Raw genomic sequence first — 24,376 nt, 5'->3', positions numbered from 1 at the left:
GCCTTTCCCCGAATTCCCCGCACCCGTTGACGCGGGAAGCGGATGTTATCCGGGTGGTCGGACGTCAGGCATTTCAATACTCCTACCGGTGCTCCTCGATGCCGGCTGACCAGCGCCAGCGCACGGTCAGTCGCCGACCGGGCCGAGTGTCGGGCGTTTCGCGACGACCGTGTCGCCGGACGAGCGGCCGGTGAGCCGGCGCTTGATCCACGGCGCCAGGTGCTGACCGGCCCAGCGCAGGTCGGCCGTACGGGCGGCCAGCCACGGTGTCGGCTCCGGGTGCGGCGGGACCAGGAGCCACTCCTCGTCGCAGCCCACCCCGAGCGCGTCGAGCACCTGGCCGGCGACCCGCCGGTGCCCCGCCGAGGAGAGGTGCAGCCGGTCGGTGCCCCACAGCATCGGGTGCAGGTACGTGTCGTCGGCGTAGAGGTCGACCATGATCGCACCGTGCCGTTCGGCGGTCTCGCCGACCGCCTGGTTGAGCAGTTCCACCCGGGGCTTGACCAGGCGCTGCCCGGGCAGCCGGGCCATCACGTCGGCGAACCGGAAGATCAGCACGTCCGCCCCGATCGCCCGGAACTGCCCCACGATCTCGTCGAAGTGGGCGACGAGCCGCTCCCCGTCGAAGGTGCGGCGCAGCACGTCGTTGCCGCCGGCGGCGAAGCTGACCAGGTCCGGCTTCATGGCGAGCGCCTCGGGCACCTGGTTCGCCACGATGTTCGGGAAGAGCCGGCCGCGGATGGCGAGGTTCGCGTAGCGGAAATCCGGCCCGGCCTCGGCGGCCAACCGGGTGGCCACCAGATCGGCCCAGCCACGGAAGGTGCCGTCCGGGTACGGGTCGTCCATCCCCTCGGTGAAGCTGTCGCCCACCGCCACGAAGCTGCGCCAGCGCACTGCCGCCCCCTCACGCTTCTCGTTGCCTGCGGCGACCAGTTTTGCACCGTGCCCCGCGGCGGCGTTGCCCCCAGGGGTGAACGTGGCAGACGTCCCTGCGGTCGGGTGGCTGGGCAAGGGCACGCCGGGGCTCGCAACGGAGCGATGTCGGTTGATGCCTGCCAGATCCGAAACCCGTCGCCCGGTCGGCGGCACCGGACGTACGCTGCGCCAATGCTGCTGCGCATGTCGACCCTGCTGCTCCGGACCCTGCGCGAGGACCCGGCGGACGCGGAGGTGCCGAGCCACCGGCTGCTGCTGCGTGCCGGCTACATCCGCCGCGCCGCACCGGGCGGCTACACGTGGCTGCCGCTGGGCAAGCTGGTGCTGGACCGGATCAGCGAGCTGGTCCGGTCGGAGATGGCGGCGATCGACGGCCAGGAGGTGCACTTCCCGGCGCTGCTGCCGGCGGAGCCGTACCGGGCGAGCGGCCGGTGGACGGAGTACGGGGACGACATCTTCACCTTCGCCGACCGGAAGGGTGCCGGGCATCTGCTCGCCCCGACCCACGAGGAGATGGCGGCGCTGCTGGTCAAGGACCTCTTCACGTCGTACCGGGACTTCCCGGTGACGCTCTTCCAGATCCAGACGAAGTTCCGGGACGAGGCCCGTCCCCGGGCCGGACTGCTGCGCGGACGCGAGTTCCTGATGAAGGACGCCTACTCGTTCGACCTGGACGAGGCGGGCCTCCAGGCCGCGTACGAGCGGCAGCGGGCGGCGTACCGGCGGATCTTCGACCGGCTCGGCCTGGACTACACGGTGGTGCACGCGATGTCCGGTGCGATGGGCGGCTCGGCGTCGGAGGAGTTCCTCGCCGTCACGCCGGTAGGTGAGGACACCTTCGTGGGCTGCACGTCCTGCGACTACGCGGCGAACACCGAGGCCGTCACCACGCGCGCCCCGGCGTCCGGTGACCCGCACGCCCACCCGCCGGTCGAGGTGCACGACACCCCGGAGACGCCCACCATCGCCGGCCTGGTCGAGATGGCCAACACCCGACGGCTCGGCGGCCGCGACGACTGGACCGCAGCCGACACGCTGAAGAACATCGTGCTGACCGTACGACGGCCGGGCGTGGACGAGGCCGAACTGTTGGTGATCGGCGTACCGGGCGACCGGGAGGTCGACCTGAAGCGGGTCGCTGCCGCGCTGCACCCGGCCACGGTGACCGTCTTCGACGACTGGGCGGAGCACCCCGAACTCGTCCGCGGCTACCTCGGCCCGCAGATCCTCGACAAGCTCAACCTGCGTTACCTGGTCGATCCGCGGATCGCGCCCGGCACCGCCTGGCTGACCGGGGCCAACGAACCGGGCCGGCACGCCACCGGAGTCGCCAACGGCCGGGACTTCACCCCGGACGGCACGATCGAGGCGGCCGAGGTGCGCCCCGGCGACCCCTGCCCGTCGTGCGAAGCCGGTGCGCTGACCATCCGGCGGGGCATCGAGGTGGGGCACATCTTCCAGCTCGGCCGCAGGTTCACCGACGCGTTCGCGGTCGACGTGCTCGGCCCGGAGGGCAAGCCTGTCCGGCCGACCATGGGCTGCTACGGGATCGGTGTGTCCCGGGCGGTCGCCGCCGTCGCCGAACAGCACCACGACGATCGCGGGCTGGTCTGGCCGGCGGCTATCGCACCGTGTGACGTACACCTCGTGGCCGCCGGTAAGGGGCCGCAGCTGGAGGCGGCGCTCGACCTCGGTGCGCGGCTCTCCGCGGCCGGCCTGCGGGTGCTGGTCGACGACCGGTCCGGTGTCTCCGCGGGCGTGAAGTTCACCGACGCCGAGCTGATCGGCGTCCCGCGCGCCGTCGTGGTCGGCCGCCGGCTCGCCGACGGGTACGTCGAACTGCGCGACCGGGCCACCGGTGAGCGGGCCGAGCTGCCGCTCGACGGGTTGGTGGAGCGGCTCGTGGACTCGGTACACCCCGCACACCGGGTATAACCAAACTGTGACGGGGTACGGAATCCGGATCGGCGTACGCGTTTGTGGAGGACTCCCATGACCGGTTACCGGGTCAGCGATGTGATGACCAGGCGGGTCGTCTACCTGCCGGCGGAGACCACCCTGGACGAAGCGGCAACGGTGATGAGGGAGGCCGACATCGGAGACGTCGTCGTCACCGACGGCGCCAGCCTCGCCGGGATGCTCACCGATCGGGACATCGTGGTCCGCGCGGTGGCCGAACGCGCGAACCCGTCCAGCACCACGATCGGCTCGATCACCACGCGGGAGGTCGTGATGATCGAGCAGCACGCGACGGCCGGGGAGGCGGCGGCGCTGATGCGCGAGCGCGGGATCCGGCGAGTGCTGGTCTGTGACAGCGATCGCAAGCTGGTCGGCATCGTCTCCCTCGGCGACCTGGCGATGCAGCTCGACCCGCAGTCCGCCCTCAGCGAGATCAGCGAGCAGTCGCCCACGGTGTGAGGAGGGCCCCCTTCACAGCGGAGGGCCCCTCTCCACCGGGGTAGCCTCGACCGCATGTCCGCCATGCCGGCCAGGTTGGCCGAGATCGTCGACGAGTTCGCCGCCGCACCCCGCGACGTGGTGCTGGAGATGCTGCTCGAGTACGCCGATGTCATTCCACAGCTCCCGCCGGACGCGCCGGAGCGGGAGGGCATGGAGCAGGTACCGGAGTGTCAGACCGCGTTCTTCCTGCGTGCCCGGGTGACACCGGAGAAGACGGTGGAGACGATCTTCGACTGCCCGCCCGAGGCACCCACCACCCGCGCCTTCGCCGGCATCCTCGCCGAAGGGCTGACCGGGGCGACAGCGGACGAGGTTCTCGCCGTCCCGGACGACCTCTACCAGCGGATGGGCCTGGCCCAGGCGATCAGCCCGCTGCGGGTGCGCGGCGGCACGGCGATCCTGGCGCGGCTCAAGCGCCAGGTGCGGGAACAACTGGGCTGACCTGGGAGTTGCCACCGATCATGGAGATCGAGATCTACGCCGATGTGGTGTGCCCCTGGTGCTACATCGGCAAGCACCGGCTGGAGCAGGCCCTCGCGTCGTACGACGGCGAGGTGACCGTGCGCTACCGGCCGTTCCAGCTGGATCCGTCGCCGGTACCCGAGCCGGTGCCCGTGGTCGAGGCGCTCGGCGCCAAGTTCGGCGGCACGGCCAACGCCCGGCAGATGGTCGCGCGGGTCACCGAGGCGGCGGCCGGGGCCGGGCTGCGGCTCGACTACGACCGGGCGATCGCCGCGAACACCTTCGACGCCCACCGGCTCGTCGCGTACGCCACCGAGCGCGGCCGCGCCGCCGAGATGGTGGAGGCGCTCTACCAGGCGCACTTCGTCCGCGGGATCGACATCGGCTCGCGGGACGCGCTCACCGACCTCGCCGTGCAGGTCGGGCTGGACGGCGCCGACGCGCGCCGGTACCTCGACTCGGACGAGGGCACCAAGGCGGTCGCTGCCGAGCTGGCCAAGGCTCGGGATCTCGGCATCAGCAGCGTGCCGACGTTCGTGCTCGCCGGCAAGTACGGGATCAGCGGCGCTCAGGAGCCGCAGACGCTGCTCGCCGCGCTGGCCGAGGTCGAACGCCTCGAGTCGGGCAAGGACTGAGCCTACGCCACCCGCGGCCAGAGAAGCCGGCTCGCGCCACCGGCAGGCATCGACACCCTTGATGTTTCACGTGCAACGGCATCGACGTCGATGAGCCCACGGTTCGAACGCCGACCAGCCGGGCCGGATGCCGGGCGGTCCGCCCGGCCGGCCGACCAGCCGGGCGGGCGAACCGGAGCGGGTGCCGGTCAGGCGGGCCGCGCCAGATCCTCGACCACTCGTGCGTTGGGCAGCGCGCCGAGCGCCGGACCAGGCAGCGCGATCTTGCTGTGCCGTACGCCGGAGCCGATGATGACGTGCGGCGTGGCGATCACCCGGGAGTCGACGAGGATCGGCCACGCGGCCGGCAGGCCGATCGGGGTGATCCCGCCGTACTCCATGCCGGTCAACTCGACCGCGTCCGCCATCGACGCGAAGCTCGCCTTGCGCACGTCGAGAGCGCGCCGGGCAACCCCGTTCACGTCCGCCCGAGTGGTGGCGAGGATGATGCAGGCCGCGTAGCGGACCACGCCCTCCCGTTTACCGGCCACCACCACGCAGTTGGCCGAGACGTCCAGCCCCACGTCGTACGCCGCACAGAACGCGGCGGTGTCGGCGAGTTCGGCGTCGATCGGCGCGACCAGCACCTCGTCAACGTCCACCGGCGCGTCGGCAGGCCACTCCGCGAGCGCCGCGGCGACCGGCGGGGCAAGCAGGTCGGGGCGGGTCCGGGCCGGTTCGGTCTTCAGCGTCCCCATCACGGGTGTGATCCTTCCACCACCGGACCGAGGCGGCCAGCCGGTCGCCGGCTACTGCCCGCCGCGGTGCCACTCAGCCGCCGGCGAGGAAGGCGTTCTCCTTGAGGAACGTGCGGTCCCGGTGGGCCGCGAGCTCCTCCGCCCGCAGCGCCTGGGCACGGCGGACCTCGAGGTCTTCCAACGCCTGGCGTACGGCGAGCCGGATCACACCGTAGAGGAAGACGAAACCGAAGCAGTAAAGGATGACAGCGACCAAGACAGCGAACATGTGGTCACGCTAGGTCGAACGTGAACCAGACACCTTCTCATCTCCGCCCCGTTCCCCCGTACGTGTCCGCGAGGTAATCGCTCCACGTCCGGGTGCCCCGGGGCAGGGCCGCGGTGACGAGCCCGCCGTCACGTATCGCTCGACCGGTCCGCCCCGGTACGCGTACCGGCAGCAGCGGCCGGCGCGAGCGCCGGGCAGCCCGCCAGGCGTGTACCGCTTCGTCGAAGCGGAGCACCTCGGGCCCGCCGTACTCCTCGATGCCTCCGAGCGGCCCTGCGGTGAGCCGGGCCGCGAGCCGGGCGGCGACCTCGCCCGGGTCCACCGGTTGGGCGAGGACGGCCGGATCACCGATCGTCGGGCCGAACCGGCTGGCGGCCTGGAGCAGTTCGTCGAGGAACCCGGGGAACTGCGTGGCCCGCAGCAACGACCAGGGCACCGGGCCCGCCGCGACCACCTGCTCGGCGGCGAGCTTGTGCCGGTAGTACGGGATGGGCACCCGGTCCACGCCGACGATGGAGACGTACACCAGGTGGCGGACCCCGGCCCGTCCGGCAGCGACCACCAACTCGCGGGTGCCGAGCACGTCGACCTGGTAGGTGCGCCGTGCCGGGTTGGGCATGGTGGCCAGGTGCAGCACGGCGTCCACCCCGGACACCGCCTCCGTCAGCCCGGCCCCGGTCGCCAGGTCGGCCACCGCCCACTCCAGCCTGGAATCGATGCGGGGTCTCCGGTTCGTCGCCCGTACGGTGAAGCCGTCGTCGAGCAGCCGCGGCAGCACCATCGATCCGAGGCGGCCTGCCGCCCCGGTGACCAGCACCCTCACCTGGTCCTCCTCGTTCCTCGTCCCGTTCTCACCGGGCAGTCTCAGCTCAACAGGTCGAGCACCGTCACCAGCACGTAGAACACGATCACGATCTCGCTGATCACCCAGGAGTTCCGGTCGGACCAGACGCGGATGCGGGGCAACGCCGTGGCGGCCCGCCGACCGGCCAGCAGCAGGGCCAGCAGCGGCAGGGCCAGCTGCCCGACCGTCAGCGCGACGAACGGGAGCAGGTGCCACCACGACAGGTCGTGCCGGGCGACGCTCGCGCCGACGGCCGCCATGGTCAGGTCGTCCGACGGCGAGGTGGCGACGAAGACCGCGCCGAGCCGGGCGGCCCTGCCCGGCCCGGCCTCTTGGAGGATGGTCAACCAGCGTGGCGTGCCGGTCCGGTGGCGGCGCAGGTAGACGACCACCGCGAGCACGGCCAGCAGCACCAGCACCGCCCAGTCGATCCGATGGGCGGTGCGCTCCAGGTGGCCGACGTCGGTCTCCGCCCGATCGGCGAATCCGCGCACCGCCCTGGTGACCAGCCAACTCACCGTCACCCCGGCGGTGACCACAGCGCCCACACCAGCCAGGTATCCGAGTAGCGCGGCGCGCGGGCGATCGGCCGAGGGAAGCAGCACCGCCGCGACGAACTGCGTCCCGGCGACCATCACCACGGCCAGCGGCAGGACGGTCAGGAAATTCATCCTCCACCCATCCTGGCGGCCCCGACCACGCATCGGGCCCGGATCGCTGCACCCCGAGCCTCGATCATGAGGTTGTCGCGGTGCGCGGTCCGGCAGGTCGGCGACAACTCTCTGGTCAACGGGGCGAGCTGGGGGTGGGGGTCACCCGGGTGGCGAGGAGGGTGCCGCTCAGGGCCAGGGCGGTCGAGATCGCGAGGGCGACCAGGAAGCTGCCCGAAGCGGGGGCCGAGCCACTGGCGAGCACGGCACCGGTCAGCGCCAGCACGGTCGCCGCGCCGAGCGAGTCGCACAGTTGCAGCGACGAGCTGCTGCGGCCCTGCTCTCCGGGCGCGGAGAGCTCCAGGGTGAGAGCGGACAGCGACGGGTAGAGCAGTCCCATGCCCAGCCCGGCGACGGCCCAGCCGAGGACGGCCACGGCGACCGGCGTGCCGGGCAGGAGCGTGAGCGCCACCGTGCCGATGCCGGCGGTCACGCAGGCCAGCCCGGCCCGGGGAAGGCTGGCCCGGGAGGCCGGTACCCGCATGCGCCCCTGTATCCAGGAGCCCGCGGACCAGAACAACGCACCAGTCGTCAGCACCAGCCCCGCCGCCGTCGGCGAAAGGCCACGTTCCCGGGAGAGCATCAGCGGGATGACCACCTCGGCGCCGACGAACGCCGCCGAGGCGAGCCCGCGCAGCCCGATCACGGCGGGCAGTCCCCGGGCGGCCCGCAGCGACCCCGGCGGCAGTAGGCGCGGCGCGCAGAACAGCAGGCCACCGGTCGCGACCGCCGAGAGCGCCAGAGCGGACGCGCCGTGCTGCTGGCCCCCGATGTGCAACAGTGCGGCGCTCACCCCCGCCCCACACGCCCAGCCGATCCGGGCCACCGCGCCCACCGAAGGGCGGGTCACCGCCGTCGCCGCGACCGACCGCAGACCGGGGCGCATGAGCAACGCCGCCGGCACGGCCACCGCCGGCACCGCAAGGAAGACGAAGCGCCAGTGCAGATGCTCCACGACCAGCCCCGCCACCGCCGGCCCGACCAGCGACGGCACGACCCACGCGGCGGCGAACGCCGCGAAGATCCGCCGGTGCAGCTCATCCGGGTACGCCTGGCCCACGATCACGTACAGCGCCACCGAGAGCAACCCGGAGCCGAACCCCTGCACCACCCGACCGACGACCAGCACTTCCATCGTCGACGCGGTGCCGGCGACCACCAGCCCCGCCCCGAACCAGAGCAGCCCGTGCCACATCGGTGAGCCCGGTCCGCGCGTGTCGCACCAGATGCCGGAGAGCACCATGGCGAGCACGCCCGTGGCGAACGGGCCGCCGAAGGCCAACCCGTACAGGGCGAGCCCGTCCAGGTTGCGGGCGACCGTCGGCATCGCCGTGCCGACCGCCAACGCCTCGAACGCGAGCAGCGAGATGAGCGCGACGCTGCCCACCGTCATCGCGCGCAGCCGGGGGGCGAACAGTCCCGGTGCCGGCGCGAGGGTGGCGGTCACTTCCGCCCCGCAGGGTCGAGCCCGAGCGCTTCGATCGACATGCGCTCAGCCTGCGACCTCAACCCGGATTGAGGTCAACCCACGGGTGACCGGTCGCGGGTCAGGCGGTCTCCAAGGCTTCGCCGATTCCCTTCACCAGTCCCGATAGATGCTGGTCGGCCAGGAGGTGGCCGGCTGTGATCACCAGGGCCACCGGCCACTCGATGATCTGGAGCACGGCCAGCACACCGAGCCCCCCGTAGTAGGCGATCTTGTCGGCGGGCGGGACCGCCACCTCACCCAGCAGCGGCACCTGCACCCGCCGCTTGTAGCTCTGCACCGTCTCGCAGGCCCCGTTCAGATGTCGGGTCAGTGTGCTCATTCCGGCCTCCCCGTTGACTCCTGCCGCCGTCTGTTTTCCACCGGCGATGCCTTCCATGCACCGTCGCCAGCGGAAAATACCCCCGCTCAGGGGGCATAACGGACGGCACGCCGGGAAGCCAGGCCGCCGGAAGCGACGCGTGGGAGGCGAGATGTCGTACGGCAGGGACAGCTGCGCAGGGGAGTCACGCCGGCACCAGTCCGGCCGTACGCCTCGATGAAGCCGCCAGGCCACGCCGCCGCACGCCTCTTAGCGCCGGCCGCTGTGCCGAAGCTCGTCGGCGAGGCGTCGCGGACCGTAGGTTCCGCGGCCTCGCGGTTGGCCCGGATGGTCGGCCTGAGCAGCAGGCGGGTGTGGTCCCGGCCGGGCCGACACCACATCGAGGTGCACGGCGTCTGCCAGGACGGCGGTGATGCCCTCGCCCGACAGGTCGAGTCGGCGCTGGAACGGATGCCCGGAGTGGCCTGGGCCAGGGTGAACGCGCCGTCCGGGCGGGTGGTGGTGGCCGTCGAGTCGCCCGAACCGAAGCTGCGCGACCTGATCGCCACGATCGCCCGAGCGGAACGCGCCTGTCCGTACGAGCCGGACGCGGAAGTGCCGCCGCCGCATCCGCCCGAGGAGGGACCACGCACTCCGCGTACGCTCGGCGCGCTCGCCTCCGACGCGCTGGGCCTGACCATCTCCGCGGCCACCCGTATCCTGCCGTTCACGCCGGTGCCGGGCGAGGTGGCCGGTCTACTCGGCGCGGTGGACCTGCATCCGCGACTGCACGCTCTGGCCGGCCGTGGCCTGCGCGCCGATCCCCGGGCGGACCTGATCTTCCCGCTCGCCGAGGCGGTGGTGCAGGGCCTCACCGGCGGCTGGGCCGGAATAGTGCTCGACGGCGCTCAGCGGATCGCGCAGTGGGGTGAGGACCGCGCCCAACTGAGCGTCTGGGAGAAGGCCGAACCTCGACTGACCGGCGATCCGGAACGAGCCGTCGCCCGGTGGCCGGTCGCCGAACGACCTCGGCCGAAGCCGGACAGCCCGCTGGAGCGGTACGCCATCCGGATGCTGACGGCTGGCGCGACGGCAGCCTTGGCCGCTGCCCCGGTCGTCGGCCGGAAGCGGGCTACGGCGCTCGGGCTCTCCGCGCTGCCGAAGGCGCCCGGGAGCGGTCGTGAGGGGTACGGCGCCCAGCTGGGCCGGATCCTGGCCCGTCGGGGTGTGATCGCGATGGACCGGAGTGTGCTGCGGGAACTCGACCGGATCGACACTCTCGTGCTGGACTCGACGGTGCTCGGCTCCGACCGCGGCGTCCTGGCCGACCTGGCCCCGCTGCCCGGCGCGGACACCGAACAGGTGGCCGAGCGGGCGTTCGCGCTCTTCGACCCGGCTGATCCGGGGCGGCGGCACGAGGCCGACGGCTGGCAGTTCGGTCCGCTGGACCGGCTCGACGCCGAGGACCCGGGTGACACCGAGGAGAGCGCCCGGCTCCGCTCCGCAGGCGGCCGGCTGCTCGGCCTCGCCTCGGGGGGCACCCTCGCCGCCGTGCTCCGGGTGGACACCGAACCCGCGCCGGACGTCGACGGGCTGCCCACCGCTGCCCGCCACGCGGGGTTGCGGCTCGTGGTGGCGGGCGACGACGAGCACCGGTACAGCTTCGCCGACGCCGTCCTGCCCGGGGGCGACCGGCTGGCCGAGTCGATTCGCTCGCTCCAGCGCGACGGTGCCACGGTGATGCTGGTCTCCGGGGACCGGACGGCGCTCGGCGCCGCCGACTGCGGGCTCGGCATGTACGGCCCGGACGACCTGCCGCCGTGGGGCGCTCACCTGCTGGTCGGCACCGATCTGCGGGTGGCGGCGCTGCTCATCGAGGCGGCCGGGATGGCACGCCGGATGACCCGGCAGAACATCCGGCTGGCCATGGCCGGTACCGGCCTCGCCGCCTTGAACGCGTTCACCGCCCCACCCCAGCAACTGCCCAGCCGGAGCCTGCTCGCGGTGAACGGAGCTGCGGCGTTGGCCTTCGGCAACGGCATGTGGCGGGCCGGCCGGCTGCGCCTGCCGGACGACTCGCCGACGCCGACGGCTCCCGCCTGGCACCTCATGCCGGTGGGTACGGTCCTCGACCGGCTCGGGACCACCCCCGACGGGTTGACCACCGCGGAGGCGGAGCAGCGGCGCGGCGGCGGGGGTGGCGGCGACGCGCCGGGGACGGGCGGGCTGCTCCGAGCCTTCGTCGACGAACTGTCCAACCCGCTCACCCCGGTGCTGGCCGCCGGTGCGGTGCTTTCCGCGTCGTTCGGTTCGCTGGTGGACGCCGCGCTGGTGGGCGGGGTGGTCGGCGGGTCGGCGTTGATCGGCGCGGTGCACCAGCGCAACACCGAACGGTCTCTCGCGGAGTTGCTGTCCCGCTCGGCCGTCACGGGCCGGGTGCGGCGCGACGGCACGGACCACGTGGTGGCGGCCGACGCGCTCGTGCCCGGCGACGTGATCCGGCTGGAACCCGGGGACGCGGTGCCCGCCGACTGCCGGGTGATCGAGGCGGTGGGCCTGGAGACGGACGAGTCCTCCCTGACCGGGGAGTCGCTACCGGTCGCCAAGAGCCCGCAACCGGTCGTGGCTGCCGCCGTCGCCGACCGGCATTCCATGGTGTACGAGGGCACGACGATCGCCGCCGGGCACGGCACCGCCGTGGTGGTCGCCACCGGTGCCGACACCGAGGCCGGCCGCAGCCTGGCGTTGGCCCGGCAGGCGCCCCCGTCCGGCGGGGTGGAGGCCCGGCTCGGCCGGCTGACCCGGGCGGCGATCCCGCTCGCGGCCGGCTCGGCGGTCGCGGTGGCCGGCGCCGGCCTGCTCCGGGGCGTACCGCTGGCGCAGACCGCGGCGACCGCCGCGAACCTGGCCGTGGCGTCCGTGCCGGAAGGACTGCCGTTCCTCGTCAGTGCCGCTCAGCTGGCGGCGGCCCGCCGGTTGGCCGAGCACGGCGCGCTGGTCCGCAATCCCCGCACCATCGAGGCGCTCGGCCGGGTCGACGTGCTCTGCTTCGACAAGACCGGCACCCTCACCGAGGGCCAGCTGATGCTGGCCGGCATCGGTGACGGCAACGCCGGCCGGTACGCGCCGCTCGACCGGCTCGACGACCGGCTGCGACTCACGCTGGGCGCGGCATTGCGCGCCACCCCCGGTGCGGACGACCCGGAGGAGCTGACCCACCAGACCGACCGCGCGGTCCGGCACGGCGCCGAGGCCGGAGGCGTCGTCGAGCAGACCGGGGCGAACGGCTGGCGTGCGGTCGGTGGCCTGCCGTTCGAACCGTCCCGGGGTTACCACGCGACCATCGGCGACAGTGACCACGGGCTGCTGCTCAGCGTCAAGGGCGCCCCGGAGTCGGTGCTGCCCCGCTGCGCGTCCCGCCGGATCGACGGGCGGGAGGAGCCGTTGGACGACGCCGGGCGGGCCGAGCTGCACCGGCTGCTCGCCGACCGGGCCGGTGCCGGGCACCGGATCCTGGCGGTCGCCGAGTGCCCGGTGACCGACCGGACGGTCACCGACGAGCAGGTACGCGACCTCAGCTTCGTCGGCTTCCTGGCCCTCGCCGACGGGGTGCGCAAGAGCGCCGCGCCCGCCGTACGCCGGATCCGGCAGGCCGGCGTGCACACCATCATGATCACTGGCGACCACCCGGCGACGGCAGAGGCGATCGCGGCCACCATCACCGAGCACGACGAGCAGCGCGTGGTGACGGCCACCGAGCTGGACCAGCTGGACGACGAGGGCCTCGCCGACCGGCTGGCACACACCGACGTCGTGGCCCGCTGCACGCCCGCCCACAAGGTACGGATCATCCAGGCGTTGCAGAAGTGCGGCCGTACCGTGGCGATGACCGGGGACGGTGCCAACGACGCGCCTGCGATCCGGCTGGCGGACGTAGGCATCGCGCTGGGCCAGCGGGGCACTCCGGCCGCCCGCGCGGCGGCGGACCTGGTGGTCACCGACGACCGGCTGGAGACCATCATCGCCACGCTGGTCGAGGGACGTGCCATGTGGTCCTCGGTCCGGCACGCGCTGAGCATCCTGGTGGGCGGCAACCTCGGTGAGATCGCGTTCAGCGTGCTGAGCGCGGCGGCGACCGGCCAGTCCGCGATCAACGGACGGCAGCTGCTGCTGGTCAACCTACTCACCGATCTGGCGCCCGCACTGGCCATCGCCGTCCGCCCACCCGCCGCGGACCGCACCGACAGCCTGCTGCGGGAGGGCCCGGACACCTCCCTGGGCGAGACGTTGAACCGGGAGATCGGCCTGCGCGCCGCCGCGACCACCCTCGGTGCCACGGCCGGGTGGACGCTGGCCCGCTACACCCCAGGAGGACCCGCGCGGTCCGGCACCGTCGCTCTGGTCTCCCTGGTCGGTACGCAGCTCGGGCAGACCGTGCTGGCCGGCGGTACGAGTCCGGCGGTACTCGCCTCCACGGCGGTGTCCCTCGGCACCCTCGTCGCCGTGGTGCAGACGCCCGGACTCAGCCAGTTCTTCGGCTGCACGCCCCTCGGACCGGTCGCCTGGAGCATCGCGGCGGGTTCGGCGTTCGGCGCCACCTTCGCCAACGGCGCGCTGAGCCGGCTGGTGGAGCGCCTGCCCCAGGTCAAGGGCCCCGACGATGCCGAGCGCCCCGAGCCGGAGCAGTCCGGCGCTGGTTCGCAGGCGGGTCGTCCCGCAGACGCACCGAAGGGGTGAGCAGCCCGCATTCCTCGGCCCTTCCCGGGTACCGAAATCGTGGAGGTGGGCGCGTTGGCTGAGCAGCCGGAGGTCACATTCATCGGTACGGCCACCACAGTGCTCCGGATCGGTGGGTTCACCCTGCTCACCGATCCGAACTTCCTGCACCGAGGGCAGCGGGCGTACCTGGGCAAGGGTCTGTGGTCGCGCCGGCGCACCGACCCGGCACTGCGGATCGCCCAGTTGCCGTCGCTGGACGCGGTGCTCCTCTCCCACCTGCACGGGGACCACTTCGACCGGGTGGCCCGGCGGGAGCTCGACCGGGAGCTGCCGATCCTGACCACGCCTGCGGCGGAACGGAAACTTCGCCGCCGGGGCTTCCGCGCGGCCGAGGGGCTGCCCACCTGGCAGTCCCGCGAGCTGCACGGCGACGGCGAGTTCCTGCGGCTGACCTCGCTACCCGGCCAGCACGGGCCCGGCCTGCTCGACCGGCTGCTCCCCGACGTGATGGGCACCATGATCGACCTGGTACGCGGCGGCACCCGGGCGTTCCGCCTCTACGTCACCGGAGACACCCTCAACCGTCCGCAGCTCGCCCGGATCCCGGAGCGGTATCCGGACATCGACGCGATGCTCATCCACCTCGGCGGCACGAAGGTCGCCGGCATCCTGCTCACCATGGACGCCCGCCAGGGCGCCGACCTGGTCGAGTTGATCAGGCCGAAGCTGACCGTGCCGATCCACTACGACGACTACCCGGTCTTCCGTTCGCCGCTGTCGCACTTCGTCGCGGAGGCCCGGCGGCGCGGCATCGTCCGGCAGGTACGCACCATCGAGCGCGGTGAGACGGTCCCGCTCAGTCCGCCCACCTGAGCGCCGGCCCGCCGGCCGGGTCCGTAGCGCCGCCGCCTACACGACCCGCACTGTCACGAGCAACGCTGTACCAGTTCGCTCACCGCGATTGCTGGCGGTGTTTCGGGGTAGCCGCCGCCGGTGAGCGAAGGGCGGCAGGGAAGGGGTGGCCGACGCGGTTCGAGGCAGCGCGCGGGCCTCGACGAAGAGCGGTTCGACGAGGCCCTGGAGCGCGTGAACGAGCGTGGCCGCAGCGCGGGCCGAACCAGGATCCAGCAGCTTCAGATGAAGTTCCTGCTCGCCATCCAAGCCGGTCTGGCGGCCGCGCTGGCGTGGGCGGCCGCGCGCTGGCTCACCGACATGCCGAGTCCGATCTTCGCCCCGGCCGCTGCGGTAGCCGTGATCACGTCTTCCCTCGGGCAGCGTCTGGCCAACACCATCGAACTGCTCGCCGGGGTGACGCTGGGCATCTTCGTCTCGGACCTGCTGATCGAGGTCACCGGCGTGGGTGTGTGGCAGACCGGCGTGATCGTGGCGGCGGCCATCCTGGTGGCGCTTGCGCTCAGTCCGCGCGGTGGCGTGGTCGGCAACGCCAGCGGTACGGCGGTGCTCCTGGGTGCCCTCTCGTCGTCGCGGCACACCCTCGAGTTCCCCCGCTTCATCGACGCGGTCATCGGTGGCGGGGTCGGGCTGGCGGTGAGCTTGCTGCTGTTGCCGATCAACCCGCTCCGGATCATGCGACGGGTGGCCGCGCCGACCCTGCGGGAGCTCGCCGAGCAGCTCAAGCAGACGGCGTCCGCGCTGCGCAGCCGCGATCACGAACTGGCCAACCGGGCGTTGTCCCGGTCGCAGGGCATCGGCGCCGAGCTGGGACGGTTCTGGGACGCCTTCGGAAGCGCGAAGGAGACGGTCAACTTCGCGCCGACCCGGTGGCCCTGGCGGCGTGCCGTCCGGCACTACCAACTGGGTGCCCCGGAGGTGGATCAGACCGTCTGGAACACGAGAGTCCTGGCCCGGCGGGTGGTCGTGCTGATCGAGGACGAGGAGCCGATCCCGGAGGGCCTGCCGAACGCCGTCGATGAACTCGGGGCGGCCGTGCACGCCATGCAGAACGAGGTGCTCTCCGGCTGGGGCCCCGAGGCCACCCGACGGCACGCACTGCGGGCGGTGGCCGAGGCGACGCAGGCCGAGATTGCCGGAACCCAGCTCTCCGGCACGGTGATCGTGGGGCAGGTCCGTACCGCCGCCAGCGACGTCCTTCAGGCGACCGGGATCGACCGGCCGGAGGCGTTGCGGAGAATCCGTGAGGTGGCGTCGGCGCAGTCCGACCCGCATCATCGGCCGGAAGGGTGACCGGCCCTGGCAGATCGAAAGTGCTGGTGGAGCCCAGGGGACTTGAACCCCTAACCCCTGCCTTGCAAAGATCAGGGCTCTTGTCGGCCAGCGTCGGCTACTGCCGCTGACCTGCTCGTCCTGTCGGTTGCCGCCGGTCGTTACCCGCTCCTGTTGGCTGGCCTGGCTGTACGAATGGCTGTACAGCCAGCCAGAAGGCGTTGGCACGCTGATGGCACATGGCTGCTGTCAGGAGGGACCTCGCCTACGTCTGGGAGACCACATCCGCACGCTTGCGGTACAGCACGCAACGGCGCAAGGGACCCTCGTCCACGTCGGGGTCGTCAAAGTCCTCACCCGGGTCCGTGGTCATGCCAATCCGGCGCATCACCGCCTGCGAACGCAGGTTCGCCTTTGTGGTCACCGCCAAAATTTCGGTCAACCCGACCTTGTCAAAGCCGTATCGCAACACTGCCAGCGCCGCCTCCGTGGCGTACCCGTGCCCCCAAGCCGACCGGGACAGTCGCCAGCCAGCCTCCACGCCGGTAAACGGCATGCCCTCGTCCACCACGTCCAAGCCAGCGAACCCGACGAATTGCCCTGTGTCGCGGACCTCCACAGCCCAGAAGCCGAACCCATTCCGGTCTAAATCTTCCTGGAAGCTGCGCATCGAGCCTGCGGCCTGCTCCGGAGTGAGTAGCGGCCCGAGATGCTCTCGGACCTCCGGGTCGGCGTTCATGGCCGCCCACGGCGACAGGTCGGAGTCCCGCCAGTCCCGCAGGATAAGCCGCTCAGTCTCGATCTCCACCATCCGGCGAACGTACGCAACCCGCCCGAGCTCGGCAAAGCATTATCCGAGCCCGACCGCCACGCTGCCCCCATCCCCCGGATAGGTGCCAAGGACTGCGACGCCCGGCCGGGGTCAAGGGTGGCCGCAGGCCATCGGCGTGCCGACGCGCAGCGCCCTTGACGCCGGTCAGGTGGCGTAGAGGATCGGGCACCCGGGGGATGGGTCACGCCCTGGTCCTCGTCGTCATCGAACCGCGGACAGCGCCAACGCGGCTCGGGGGCAAGCAGCTCTGCTGCGCGGCAGCGATCGCCCCGCCGTGGACGGTGAGCAACCCCGACGGCGATCGTCCCGCCTCAGCCTCTATGCCCTTGGTGCTCCGCCAGCGTGGCCGGCCGGCCCGGCCGATGCCGGCCGGAGGTCGCCAGCAGGCCGGGGCCGGGCCGGCGCGGCCCGCTTGCGGGCCGCCTTGATCTGATAGAGGGCAATTCGGCAACCACATCACGGTGCCACCTGTCTTCCGTCGGCTGATGCGCGACACGCGTCCGCCAACTGATCTGCGACACCTCGGCGCGCTGAACGCGGCCAGAAGCGGTTGCCGCGCCGAGCTGGCCAGATGCGTCGGCTGCCGCCACCGGTGGGGACAACACCTGAGCAGGTACGTGATCCAATGGCGCGGTGGAACTCACCAAGCAGTTCAGTGAGCGGGAATACGCTGCGGCGCTGGAGTCATGGGCCTGGCTGGATCTCGACGGCAAGGCTCCGCGGTTTACCTCGCTGTTCGGCGATGTGTTCCTTGAGTCTGCCGACGGGGCGTGGTGGTTCCTCGACACCTTCGAAGGGCAGCTCGTACGGGGGTGGAACTCCCATGCCGATCTGACTGCCGAGCTGGGCACTGAGGGTGGCCAGGACAGGTATCTTCTAGGCCCCCTCGCCATGGGCGCATACCACCGGCGTGGGCTTCAACTGGACGCCGGCCAGATCTACGCTTACGCGCCGCCGCCGATCATCACGGGAAGTTTCGACGTCGATCGAATTGAGGTGTTTGGCTTCGTCGCGGTGCTCACTGCCGCCGGTCAGCTCCACGGGCAGCTACGGAACGAGCCCACCTGGAGCTGAACACCCGGCCCCTAGTCCCCGCCACGACGAACATTCTGTCGCCCCTAGCTTGCTGGATCTGTCGCAGGTCACCTGACGGAGCTACGTCGCTCATCAGCTGTCGGATCACACGCCACAACGCGGCCTGTCCGGTCACGGGACATGCTTGACACTCGCGTCCCACCACATCCTTTACAAGATCTGTTCGGCCAGTCGATGACGGAGTGGGTAGGCGGAGATGATGTCTGCATGGACGCATGGGTAGACGGCGACCTGGCTGGCGAGTTCGAGCGGCAGCTTGATGACCTCCTGGCTGAGCTGAACTCAGACTGGGTAGAGCCCGAACTGCCGCCGAGGCTCGCGAGTAACGCACCGTTCCGTCGCTACCACCGGAGGAATGGCAAGCGCTGGCAGCTCGCCTGCGTTCTTCGAGATCGTCCTGACCTGGCGGCCACCCTGGCCGACCGAGTCCTGGCCGCTGCGGACCGTCATGGAGCCGCTTGGACACTCCACGATCCGGATGACGGCCGACACCTACGGCCATGTCCGCCGGCGCGGGCTCGTCAGGCTGCCTCGGCCATCGATCGGGTGCTGGGCGAGGAGGGGACGGCGTGACCGCTTCGCTGTACGGATGGCTGTACTCGGAACCGAGATCAACCAAGGAAAGTGCTGGTGGAGCCCAGGGGACTTGAACCCCTAACCCCTGCCTTGCAAAGGCAGTGCTCTGCCAGTTGAGCTAGGGCCCCGAGAGCGGACGGATCCGCTGGTCAGTTGTGGCTGACGGCGTTCTCAGCGCAGGTCGGGCGCCGTGGTCGCCTCGTGCCAGAGGGCCCGCTCGTCGTTGGACGCCTTGATCTTGCGGGCCACAACGGCGGCCACGCCGACAACGCCGACCAGAATCAGAAGCTTCTTGACCATTGGGGCGACCCCTTGCGCTCGGCTGCCGTCGGAGGACGTGCGGTGGGGCTAGCTGGAATCGAACCAGCGACCTCAGAGTTATCAGCTCTGCGCTCTAACCGACTGAGCTATAGCCCCGCGTAGCGACGAGCAAGGTTAACCCATCAGCGCGCGCCGCCCCAAATCGGGGGGTGGCTCTGCGCGCCGCTCGTCGCCGTCGAACCTACCGGAGTACGGAACGCCGGGACGACCGCTTTCTGCGGCGCCCCGGCGTCCGGTGGTTCTCAGTCCCGCTCGGCGAGCGTCAGCTCGACCCCGCCGACCAGGTCGGCGCAGACGTTGTAGACGAACGCTCCGAGGGTGGCCAGCGCCGTGAAGAGCACGACGTTGACCAGGCCGATCAGCGCCGAGCTGAGGATCACGCCCTTGGCGGTGATCTGGAAGCCGTCGGCGCTCTGGCCGCCGGCGTTCACCAGGTCGGTCAGGCTGTCGTTGACGCTCTGGAAGACACCCATGGCGTCCAGCGCGAGGTACAGCACCGAGGTGGCCACCACGACCACGATGAAGAGCACCACCGACACGGCGAATGCGAACTTCATCACGGACCAGGGGTCGATCCGCTTCAGGTTCAGCCGGGCTCGGCGCGGCCCGCGCGACGCGGCCGAGCTCACGGACGAACGCGCGGCGCGCACGGCGTCACCGACCCGAGCGGCCCCGACAGCGGACGGGTTGCCGAGCCCTGCCGGGAGGCCACCGCCGTTGGGTGCCCGGCCGGCCCCCGACCGGGAGGCGTCCGGCGTCGCCGCACCGCTGACCCGAGGCTGCGTGCCGGTGGCCGACACGCCTGCGCGGACCGGGATCTGCTGGGTGCTGCTCGAAGACCGGGCGGCGCCGGCTGCCTTCGCCGCGGCGTCGGCCGGCACCGCCTGTGTCTTCTCGCTGGCTCCGTCGTCTTCGGTCGGCTTGTCCGGAGGGGGTGTCATCCCGGGGGCCCGGGTGAATTTCGGGGCAGGCGCGTCGGCGGGGACCGTCGCGCGGCCCACGGCCGCTCGGCCGGTCGCCGATGCGCCGCCTCCTGCGGCCTCCTCGTCGACCGGGTTGGCCGAGGACCCCGCGTTCCCCGACTTCGCCTGTGTCTCCGTCATTCAACTAGTCCTGTTCGTCAGGCTCGTCGGCATTGCGAGCAATCGCCACGATAGTCACGCCGTCCGGAAGGTCCATCAGCTTGACCCCCATTGTGTTCCGGTCACGCGTACGGCGTACAGGCTTCACCGGAGTCCGGATGACACCACCGTTGCTGGTGATCGCGAACAGCTCGTCGTCCGGGTCGATCACCACCGCGCCGACCAGACCACCCCGGCGCTCTGTGATCTTCGCAGTCAGCACGCCTTTACCTCCCCGGCCCTGGACCGGGTATTCCTCGATGGGGGTACGTTTCGCGTATCCACCGTTCGTCGCCACGAGCACGTCCAGGCCCGGCCGGACGACCTCCATGGCCAGCAGCACGTCGTCCTCGGCGAAGCGCATCCCGATCACGCCCGAGGTGGCCCGGCCCATCGGCCGCAGCGCCTCGTCGGTGGCGTTGAACCGGATCGCCTGCGCGTTCTTGGAGACCAGCAGCAGGTCGTCCTCCGGCCCCGCCAGCGCAGCACCGACCAGCTCGTCCTCATCGCGCAGGTTGATCGCGATGATGCCGCCGGAACGGTTGGAGTCGAACTCCTCGAGCCGCGTCTTCTTCACCAGGCCGTTCTTCGTGGCCAGTACCAGGTAGGGAGCCACCTGGTAGTTCGGAATCTCGATGATCTGTGCGATCTGCTCGTCCGGTTGGAAGGCGAGCAGATTGGCCACGTGCTGACCCTTGGCCACCCTACTGGCTTCCGGAAGCTCGTACGCCTTCGCCCGGTACACCCTGCCCTTGTTGGTGAAGAACAGGATCCAGTCGTGCGTCGAGCAGACGAAGAAGTGGCTGACGATGTCGTCCTGGCGGAGGCTTGCGCCGCTGACGCCCTTGCCTCCACGACGCTGGGAGCGGTATTGGTCGACCCGGGTGCGCTTGGCGTACCCGGTGCGGGTGATCGTGACCACCACGTCCTCGCGGGCGATGAGGTCCTCCATCGAGACCTCGCCCTCGAACGGGATGATCTTCGTCCGCCGGTCGTCACCCCACTTGGCGACGATCTCGCCCAGTTCCTCGGAGACGATCCTCCGCTGCCGCTCGGGCTTGGCCAGGATGTCCTTGAGGTCGGCGATCTCGAGTTCGAGCTTGGCCAGGTCGTCGAGGATCCGCTGCCGCTCCAGGGCGGCCAGGCGGCGCAGCTGCATGTCCAGGATCGCGGTCGCCTGGATCTCGTCGATCTCCAGCAGCCGGACCAGGCCCTGCCGGGCGTCCTCGACCGTGGGCGAACGCCGGATCAGAGCGATCACCTCGTCGAGGGCGTCGAGCGCCTTGGACAGACCGCGCAGGATGTGCGCCCGCTCCTCCGCCTTGCGGAGCCGGAACGCCGTGCGCCGGCGGATGACCTCGATCTGGTGCTCGACGTAGTACCGGATGAACTGGGCGAGGTTGAGCGTGCGCGGCACCCCGTCGACCAGCGCCAGCATGTTGGCGCCGAAGGTCTCCTGGAGCTGGGTGTGCTTGTAGAGGTTGTTGAGCACGACCTTGGCCACCGCGTCGCGCTTGAGCACGAGCACGATCCGCATGCCGGTACGCCCGGAGGACTCGTCCCGGATGTCGGCGATGCCGCCGAGCTTGCCTTCCTTGATCAGCTCGGCGATCCGCTCGGCGAGGTTGTCCGGGTTGACCTGGTAGGGCAGCTCGCTGACGACCAGCGCGGGCCGGCCGCGCTTGTCCTCCTCGACCTCCACCACGGCCCGCATCCGGATCGAACCGCGGCCGGTCCGGTACGCGTCCTGGATGCCCGCCTGACCGACGATCAGGCCGTGGGTCGGGAAGTCGGGACCCTTGACGATCTCCAGCAACGCCTCGAGGGTCGTCGCCTCGTCCGCGTCCGGGTTCTCCAGGCACCACTGCACCGCCGCGCCGATTTCACGCAGGTTGTGCGGCGGGATCTTGGTGGCCATGCCGACCGCGATGCCTTCGGAGCCGTTGATCAGCAGGTTCGGGATCCGGGACGGCAGGATGGTGGGCTCCTTGGCCCGGCCGTCGTAGTTGTCCTGGAGGTCGACGGTGTCCTCGTCGATGTCGCGCAGCATCTCCATGGCCAGCGGATCGAGCTTGCACTCGGTGTATCGCATGGCCGCGGCCGGGTCGTTACCCGGCGAGCCGAAGTTGCCGTTGCCGTCGACGAGCGGGTAGCGCAGCGACCACGGCTGGGCCATCCGGACCAGCGCGTCGTAGATCGCCGAGTCGCCGTGCGGGTGGAACTGACCCATCACGTCGCCGACGACGCGGGAGCACTTCACGTAGCCGCGGTCCGGCCGGTATCCGGAGTCGAACATCGCGTAGAGGATCTTGCGGTGGACCGGCTTGAGCCCGTCCCGGACATCCGGCAGCGCACGCCCGACGATGACGCTCATGGCGTAGTCGAGGTAGGAGCGCTGCATCTCCACCTCGAGCCCGACCGGTTCGATCCGGTCGTGCGCGACCACTGCGCCGGCGGCCTCGGCGGCCTCGGGCTCGTTCGGTGTGGACTCGGGGGAATCGGTCACTGTTTACCCTTATCAGACTGAGAGTCGTTTTCGTGCTGTGGATAACCGCTGTGGATACCGGCCCGGCTGTGGATAACTCTGTGGATCGGAGGGCCGGCCGGTGGATGACCGGCCGGCCCGCCGATGACCGTCAGATGTCCAGGAACCGGACGTCCTTGGCATTGCGCTGGATGAACGACCGACGCGCCTCGACGTCCTCACCCATCAGAACGCTGAACAACTCGTCGGCGGTTGCCGCGTCGTCGAGCGTGACCTGACGCAGGGTGCGGGTCGCCGGGTTCATCGTCGTCTCCCACAGCTCGGGGTAGTTCATCTCGCCGAGACCCTTGAACCGCTGGATGTCGTCCGGCTTCGCGTTGGGCTTCTGCTGCTGGCGCAGCGCGATCAGGCCGTCGCGCTCCCGGTCGGAGTACGCGTACTGCGCGTCGTCGCCCTTCCTGTTCCACTTGATCTTGTAGAGCGGCGGGGCCGCCAGGTAGACGTGACCCAGCTCGACCAGCGGCCGCATGAAGCGGAAGAGCAGGGTGAGCAGGAGCGTCTGGATGTGCTGGCCGTCGACGTCCGCGTCGGCCATCAGAACGATCTTGTGGTAGCGCAGCTTCTCGATGTCGAAGTCGTCGTGGATGCCGGTGCCCAGCGCGGTGATGAGCGCCTGGACCTCGTTGTTCTTCAGCACCCGGTCGATGCGGGCCTTCTCCACGTTGAGGATCTTGCCGCGGATCGGCAGGATCGCCTGGGTCCGCGGGTCGCGGCCCTGCTTCGCCGAGCCGCCCGCCGAGTCACCCTCGACGATGAAGACCTCGGACTCGCGCGGGTCGGTGGACTGGCAGTCGGCCAGCTTGCCGGGCATCGAGCCGGACTCCAGCAGCGACTTGCGCCGCGCCAGCTTGCGCGCCTGCTGGGCGGCGATGCGGGCCCGGGCCGCCTGGGAGGCCTTCTGGATGATGATCTTCGCCTCGGCCGGGTTGCGGTCGAACCAGTCGACGAGCGACTCGTTGCAGACCCGCTGCACGAAGCCCTTGACCGGGGTGTTGCCCAGCTTGGTCTTGGTCTGTCCCTCGAACTGCGGGTCGGTGAGCTTGACCGAGATGATCGCGGCCAGCCCCTCGCGGATGTCCTCGCCGGAGAGCCGCTCGTCGCCCTTGAGCAGCTTCCGCTCCGTGCCGTAGCGGTTGACGACGCTGGTCAGCGCGGCTCGGAAGCCCTCCTCGTGGGTGCCGCCCTCGTGGGTGTTGATGTTGTTGGCGAAGGTGTAGACCGACTCGCCGTACGACTCGTTCCACTGCATGGCGATCTCGACCGACATGCCGGCCTCCTCGGCGCCGAACTCGACCACCGTCTTGTGGATCGGGTTCTTCGAGGCGTTGAGGTGCCGGACGAAGTCGGCGATGCCACCCTCGTAGTGGAAGGTGACCTCGCGGGTCTTGCCGTCCTCGTCCTCCGGTACCCGCTCGTCGAGCAGGTGGATGGTGAGGCCCCGGGTGAGGAAGGCCATCTCCTGCAGGCGCCGGTAGATGGTCTGGAAGTCGAACTCCACCGTCTCGAAGACCGCCGGGTCCGGCCAGAACGACACCGCCGAGCCGGTGTTCTCGGTCGGCTCGCCCTTCTCCAACGGGCTGGGCTTCGAGTTGGTGTACTGCTGCCGCCAGAAGAAGCCGTCCTTCTGGATCTCGACGGCCATCCTGGTGGAGAGGGCATTCACCACCGAGACGCCGACGCCGTGCAGACCACCGGAGACGGCGTACGCCTTGCCGTCGAACTTGCCACCGGCGTGCAGCACCGTCAGCGCCACCTCGACACCCGGCTTCTTCAGTTTGGGGTGCAGGTCGACGGGGAAGCCGCGGCCGTTGTCGGTCACCCGGACGCCACCGTCGGCGAGCAGCACCACGTCGATGGTGTCGCAGTAGCCGGCCAGGGCCTCGTCGACCGCGTTGTCCACGACCTCCCAGACGAGGTGGTGCAGACCCCGCTCGCCGGTCGACCCGATGTACATGCCGGGCCGCTTGCGGACCGCCTCAAGTCCTTCGAGAACGGTGATCGATTCTGCGCCGTACTGCTGGTTGTCCTGCGCTGCCACCCTCGGCCACTTTCTCGCGCCGTGAGCACCGGGATGGGCGCTTCGGGCGCGGGTTCGGCGGACAGGACGCGACGTCGGCGCGGACCGGCACCGGAGGAGTCCGGTC

20 protein-coding genes and 2 tRNA genes are annotated in these 24,376 nt (G+C 70.9%); 8 read left to right on the top strand and 14 right to left on the bottom strand.

The window, feature by feature from the left end:
• Positions 1 to 126: 126 nt before the first annotated feature.
• Positions 127 to 894 (bottom strand): SGNH/GDSL hydrolase family protein, encoded by a 768-nt coding sequence (locus BXA10_RS06350; protein WP_076468553.1) that lies wholly within the window; start codon positions 892 to 894, stop codon positions 127 to 129.
• 213 nt (positions 895 to 1,107) lie between these two features.
• On the opposite strand from BXA10_RS06350, the gene BXA10_RS06345 reads away from it, so the two are divergent.
• From BXA10_RS06345 to BXA10_RS06330, 4 genes are read left to right on the top strand one after another with little or no spacing between them, the layout of a single operon-like run.
• Positions 1,108 to 2,871 carry a proline--tRNA ligase gene (locus BXA10_RS06345; protein ID WP_076468550.1) on the top strand — a complete coding sequence of 588 codons (1,764 nt, stop codon included), beginning with the start codon at positions 1,108 to 1,110 and terminating at the stop codon, positions 2,869 to 2,871.
• A 57-nt stretch (positions 2,872 to 2,928) separates the two neighbouring features.
• Complete coding sequence (locus BXA10_RS06340; protein WP_076468546.1) at positions 2,929 to 3,354, top strand: CBS domain-containing protein; 426 nt, start codon at positions 2,929 to 2,931, stop codon at positions 3,352 to 3,354.
• 54 nt (positions 3,355 to 3,408) lie between these two features.
• A complete protein-coding gene (locus BXA10_RS06335; protein ID WP_076468541.1) occupies positions 3,409 to 3,837 on the top strand; it encodes a SufE family protein in 429 nt (142 codons plus the stop codon).
• A gap of 20 nt (positions 3,838 to 3,857) precedes the next feature.
• Complete coding sequence (locus BXA10_RS06330) at positions 3,858 to 4,493, top strand: DsbA family oxidoreductase (protein WP_076468539.1); 636 nt, start codon at positions 3,858 to 3,860, stop codon at positions 4,491 to 4,493.
• A gap of 188 nt (positions 4,494 to 4,681) precedes the next feature.
• On the opposite strand, the gene BXA10_RS06325 is transcribed toward BXA10_RS06330, so the two are convergent.
• The 6 genes from BXA10_RS06325 to BXA10_RS06300 all read right to left on the bottom strand — a co-directional run bounded on the left by BXA10_RS06325 (position 4,682) and on the right by BXA10_RS06300 (position 8,917).
• Positions 4,682 to 5,230: a YbaK/EbsC family protein gene (locus BXA10_RS06325; RefSeq protein ID WP_076468538.1), complete on the bottom strand. Its 549-nt coding sequence runs from the start codon at positions 5,228 to 5,230 to the stop codon at positions 4,682 to 4,684.
• Positions 5,231 to 5,303: 73 nt separating this feature from the next.
• Positions 5,304 to 5,498, bottom strand: a complete 195-nt coding sequence (locus BXA10_RS32040) for a hypothetical protein (RefSeq protein WP_076468536.1) — start codon at positions 5,496 to 5,498, stop codon at positions 5,304 to 5,306.
• Between the two features lie 37 nt (positions 5,499 to 5,535).
• Complete coding sequence (locus BXA10_RS06315; RefSeq protein ID WP_076468535.1) at positions 5,536 to 6,321, bottom strand: SDR family oxidoreductase; 786 nt, start codon at positions 6,319 to 6,321, stop codon at positions 5,536 to 5,538.
• 41 nt (positions 6,322 to 6,362) lie between these two features.
• Complete coding sequence (locus BXA10_RS06310; RefSeq protein ID WP_076468533.1) at positions 6,363 to 7,013, bottom strand: GAP family protein; 651 nt, start codon at positions 7,011 to 7,013, stop codon at positions 6,363 to 6,365.
• Between the two features lie 115 nt (positions 7,014 to 7,128).
• Entirely contained in the window at positions 7,129 to 8,499 is a 1,371-nt protein-coding gene (locus BXA10_RS06305; protein ID WP_076468532.1) for an MFS transporter, read from the bottom strand.
• A 100-nt stretch (positions 8,500 to 8,599) separates the two neighbouring features.
• Positions 8,600 to 8,917: a hypothetical protein gene (locus BXA10_RS06300; protein WP_076468531.1), complete on the bottom strand. Its 318-nt coding sequence runs from the start codon at positions 8,915 to 8,917 to the stop codon at positions 8,600 to 8,602.
• A 159-nt stretch (positions 8,918 to 9,076) separates the two neighbouring features.
• Between BXA10_RS06300 and BXA10_RS06295 the strand changes: the two genes are divergently transcribed.
• The 3 genes from BXA10_RS06295 (at position 9,077) to BXA10_RS06285 (ending at position 15,763) form a co-directional block, all read left to right on the top strand.
• On the top strand, positions 9,077 to 13,576 hold the full coding sequence (locus BXA10_RS06295; protein ID WP_076468529.1) for a cation-translocating P-type ATPase: 4,500 nt from the start codon (positions 9,077 to 9,079) through the stop codon (positions 13,574 to 13,576).
• A gap of 54 nt (positions 13,577 to 13,630) precedes the next feature.
• Complete coding sequence (locus BXA10_RS06290; RefSeq protein ID WP_076469224.1) at positions 13,631 to 14,431, top strand: MBL fold metallo-hydrolase; 801 nt, start codon at positions 13,631 to 13,633, stop codon at positions 14,429 to 14,431.
• A 264-nt stretch (positions 14,432 to 14,695) separates the two neighbouring features.
• Complete coding sequence (locus tag BXA10_RS06285) at positions 14,696 to 15,763, top strand: FUSC family protein (protein WP_076468526.1); 1,068 nt, start codon at positions 14,696 to 14,698, stop codon at positions 15,761 to 15,763.
• Positions 15,764 to 16,007: 244 nt separating this feature from the next.
• On the opposite strand, the gene BXA10_RS06275 is transcribed toward BXA10_RS06285, so the two are convergent.
• Entirely contained in the window at positions 16,008 to 16,553 is a 546-nt protein-coding gene (locus BXA10_RS06275) for a GNAT family N-acetyltransferase (protein WP_076468524.1), read from the bottom strand.
• Between the two features lie 654 nt (positions 16,554 to 17,207).
• On the opposite strand from BXA10_RS06275, the gene BXA10_RS06270 reads away from it, so the two are divergent.
• A complete protein-coding gene (locus BXA10_RS06270) occupies positions 17,208 to 17,648 on the top strand; it encodes a hypothetical protein (RefSeq protein WP_076468523.1) in 441 nt (146 codons plus the stop codon).
• 649 nt (positions 17,649 to 18,297) lie between these two features.
• On the opposite strand, the gene BXA10_RS06260 is transcribed toward BXA10_RS06270, so the two are convergent.
• The 6 genes from BXA10_RS06260 to gyrB form a co-directional block, all read right to left on the bottom strand.
• Positions 18,298 to 18,373, bottom strand: a tRNA-Ala gene (locus tag BXA10_RS06260).
• Between the two features lie 43 nt (positions 18,374 to 18,416).
• Complete coding sequence (locus tag BXA10_RS31840) at positions 18,417 to 18,545, bottom strand: DLW-39 family protein (RefSeq protein ID WP_217696734.1); 129 nt, start codon at positions 18,543 to 18,545, stop codon at positions 18,417 to 18,419.
• Between the two features lie 43 nt (positions 18,546 to 18,588).
• Positions 18,589 to 18,662, bottom strand: a tRNA-Ile gene (locus BXA10_RS06255).
• Positions 18,663 to 18,808: 146 nt separating this feature from the next.
• Positions 18,809 to 19,669 (bottom strand): DUF3566 domain-containing protein, encoded by an 861-nt coding sequence (locus BXA10_RS06250; RefSeq protein ID WP_076468521.1) that lies wholly within the window; start codon positions 19,667 to 19,669, stop codon positions 18,809 to 18,811.
• A 4-nt stretch (positions 19,670 to 19,673) separates the two neighbouring features.
• On the bottom strand, positions 19,674 to 22,193 hold the full coding sequence (gene gyrA, locus BXA10_RS06245; protein WP_076468520.1) for a DNA gyrase subunit A: 2,520 nt from the start codon (positions 22,191 to 22,193) through the stop codon (positions 19,674 to 19,676).
• A 130-nt stretch (positions 22,194 to 22,323) separates the two neighbouring features.
• On the bottom strand, positions 22,324 to 24,270 hold the full coding sequence (gene gyrB, locus BXA10_RS06240; RefSeq protein ID WP_076468518.1) for a DNA topoisomerase (ATP-hydrolyzing) subunit B: 1,947 nt from the start codon (positions 24,268 to 24,270) through the stop codon (positions 22,324 to 22,326).
• Positions 24,271 to 24,376: the final 106 nt, after the last annotated feature.

Origin of the sequence: Micromonospora avicenniae (assembly GCF_900156065.1) — a bacterium.
GTDB classification, from domain to species: Bacteria; Actinomycetota; Actinomycetes; order Mycobacteriales; family Micromonosporaceae; genus Micromonospora; species Micromonospora avicenniae.
The sequence above is the reverse complement of the archived record's forward strand: the minus strand, read 5'-3'. Positions and strand labels throughout refer to the sequence as shown.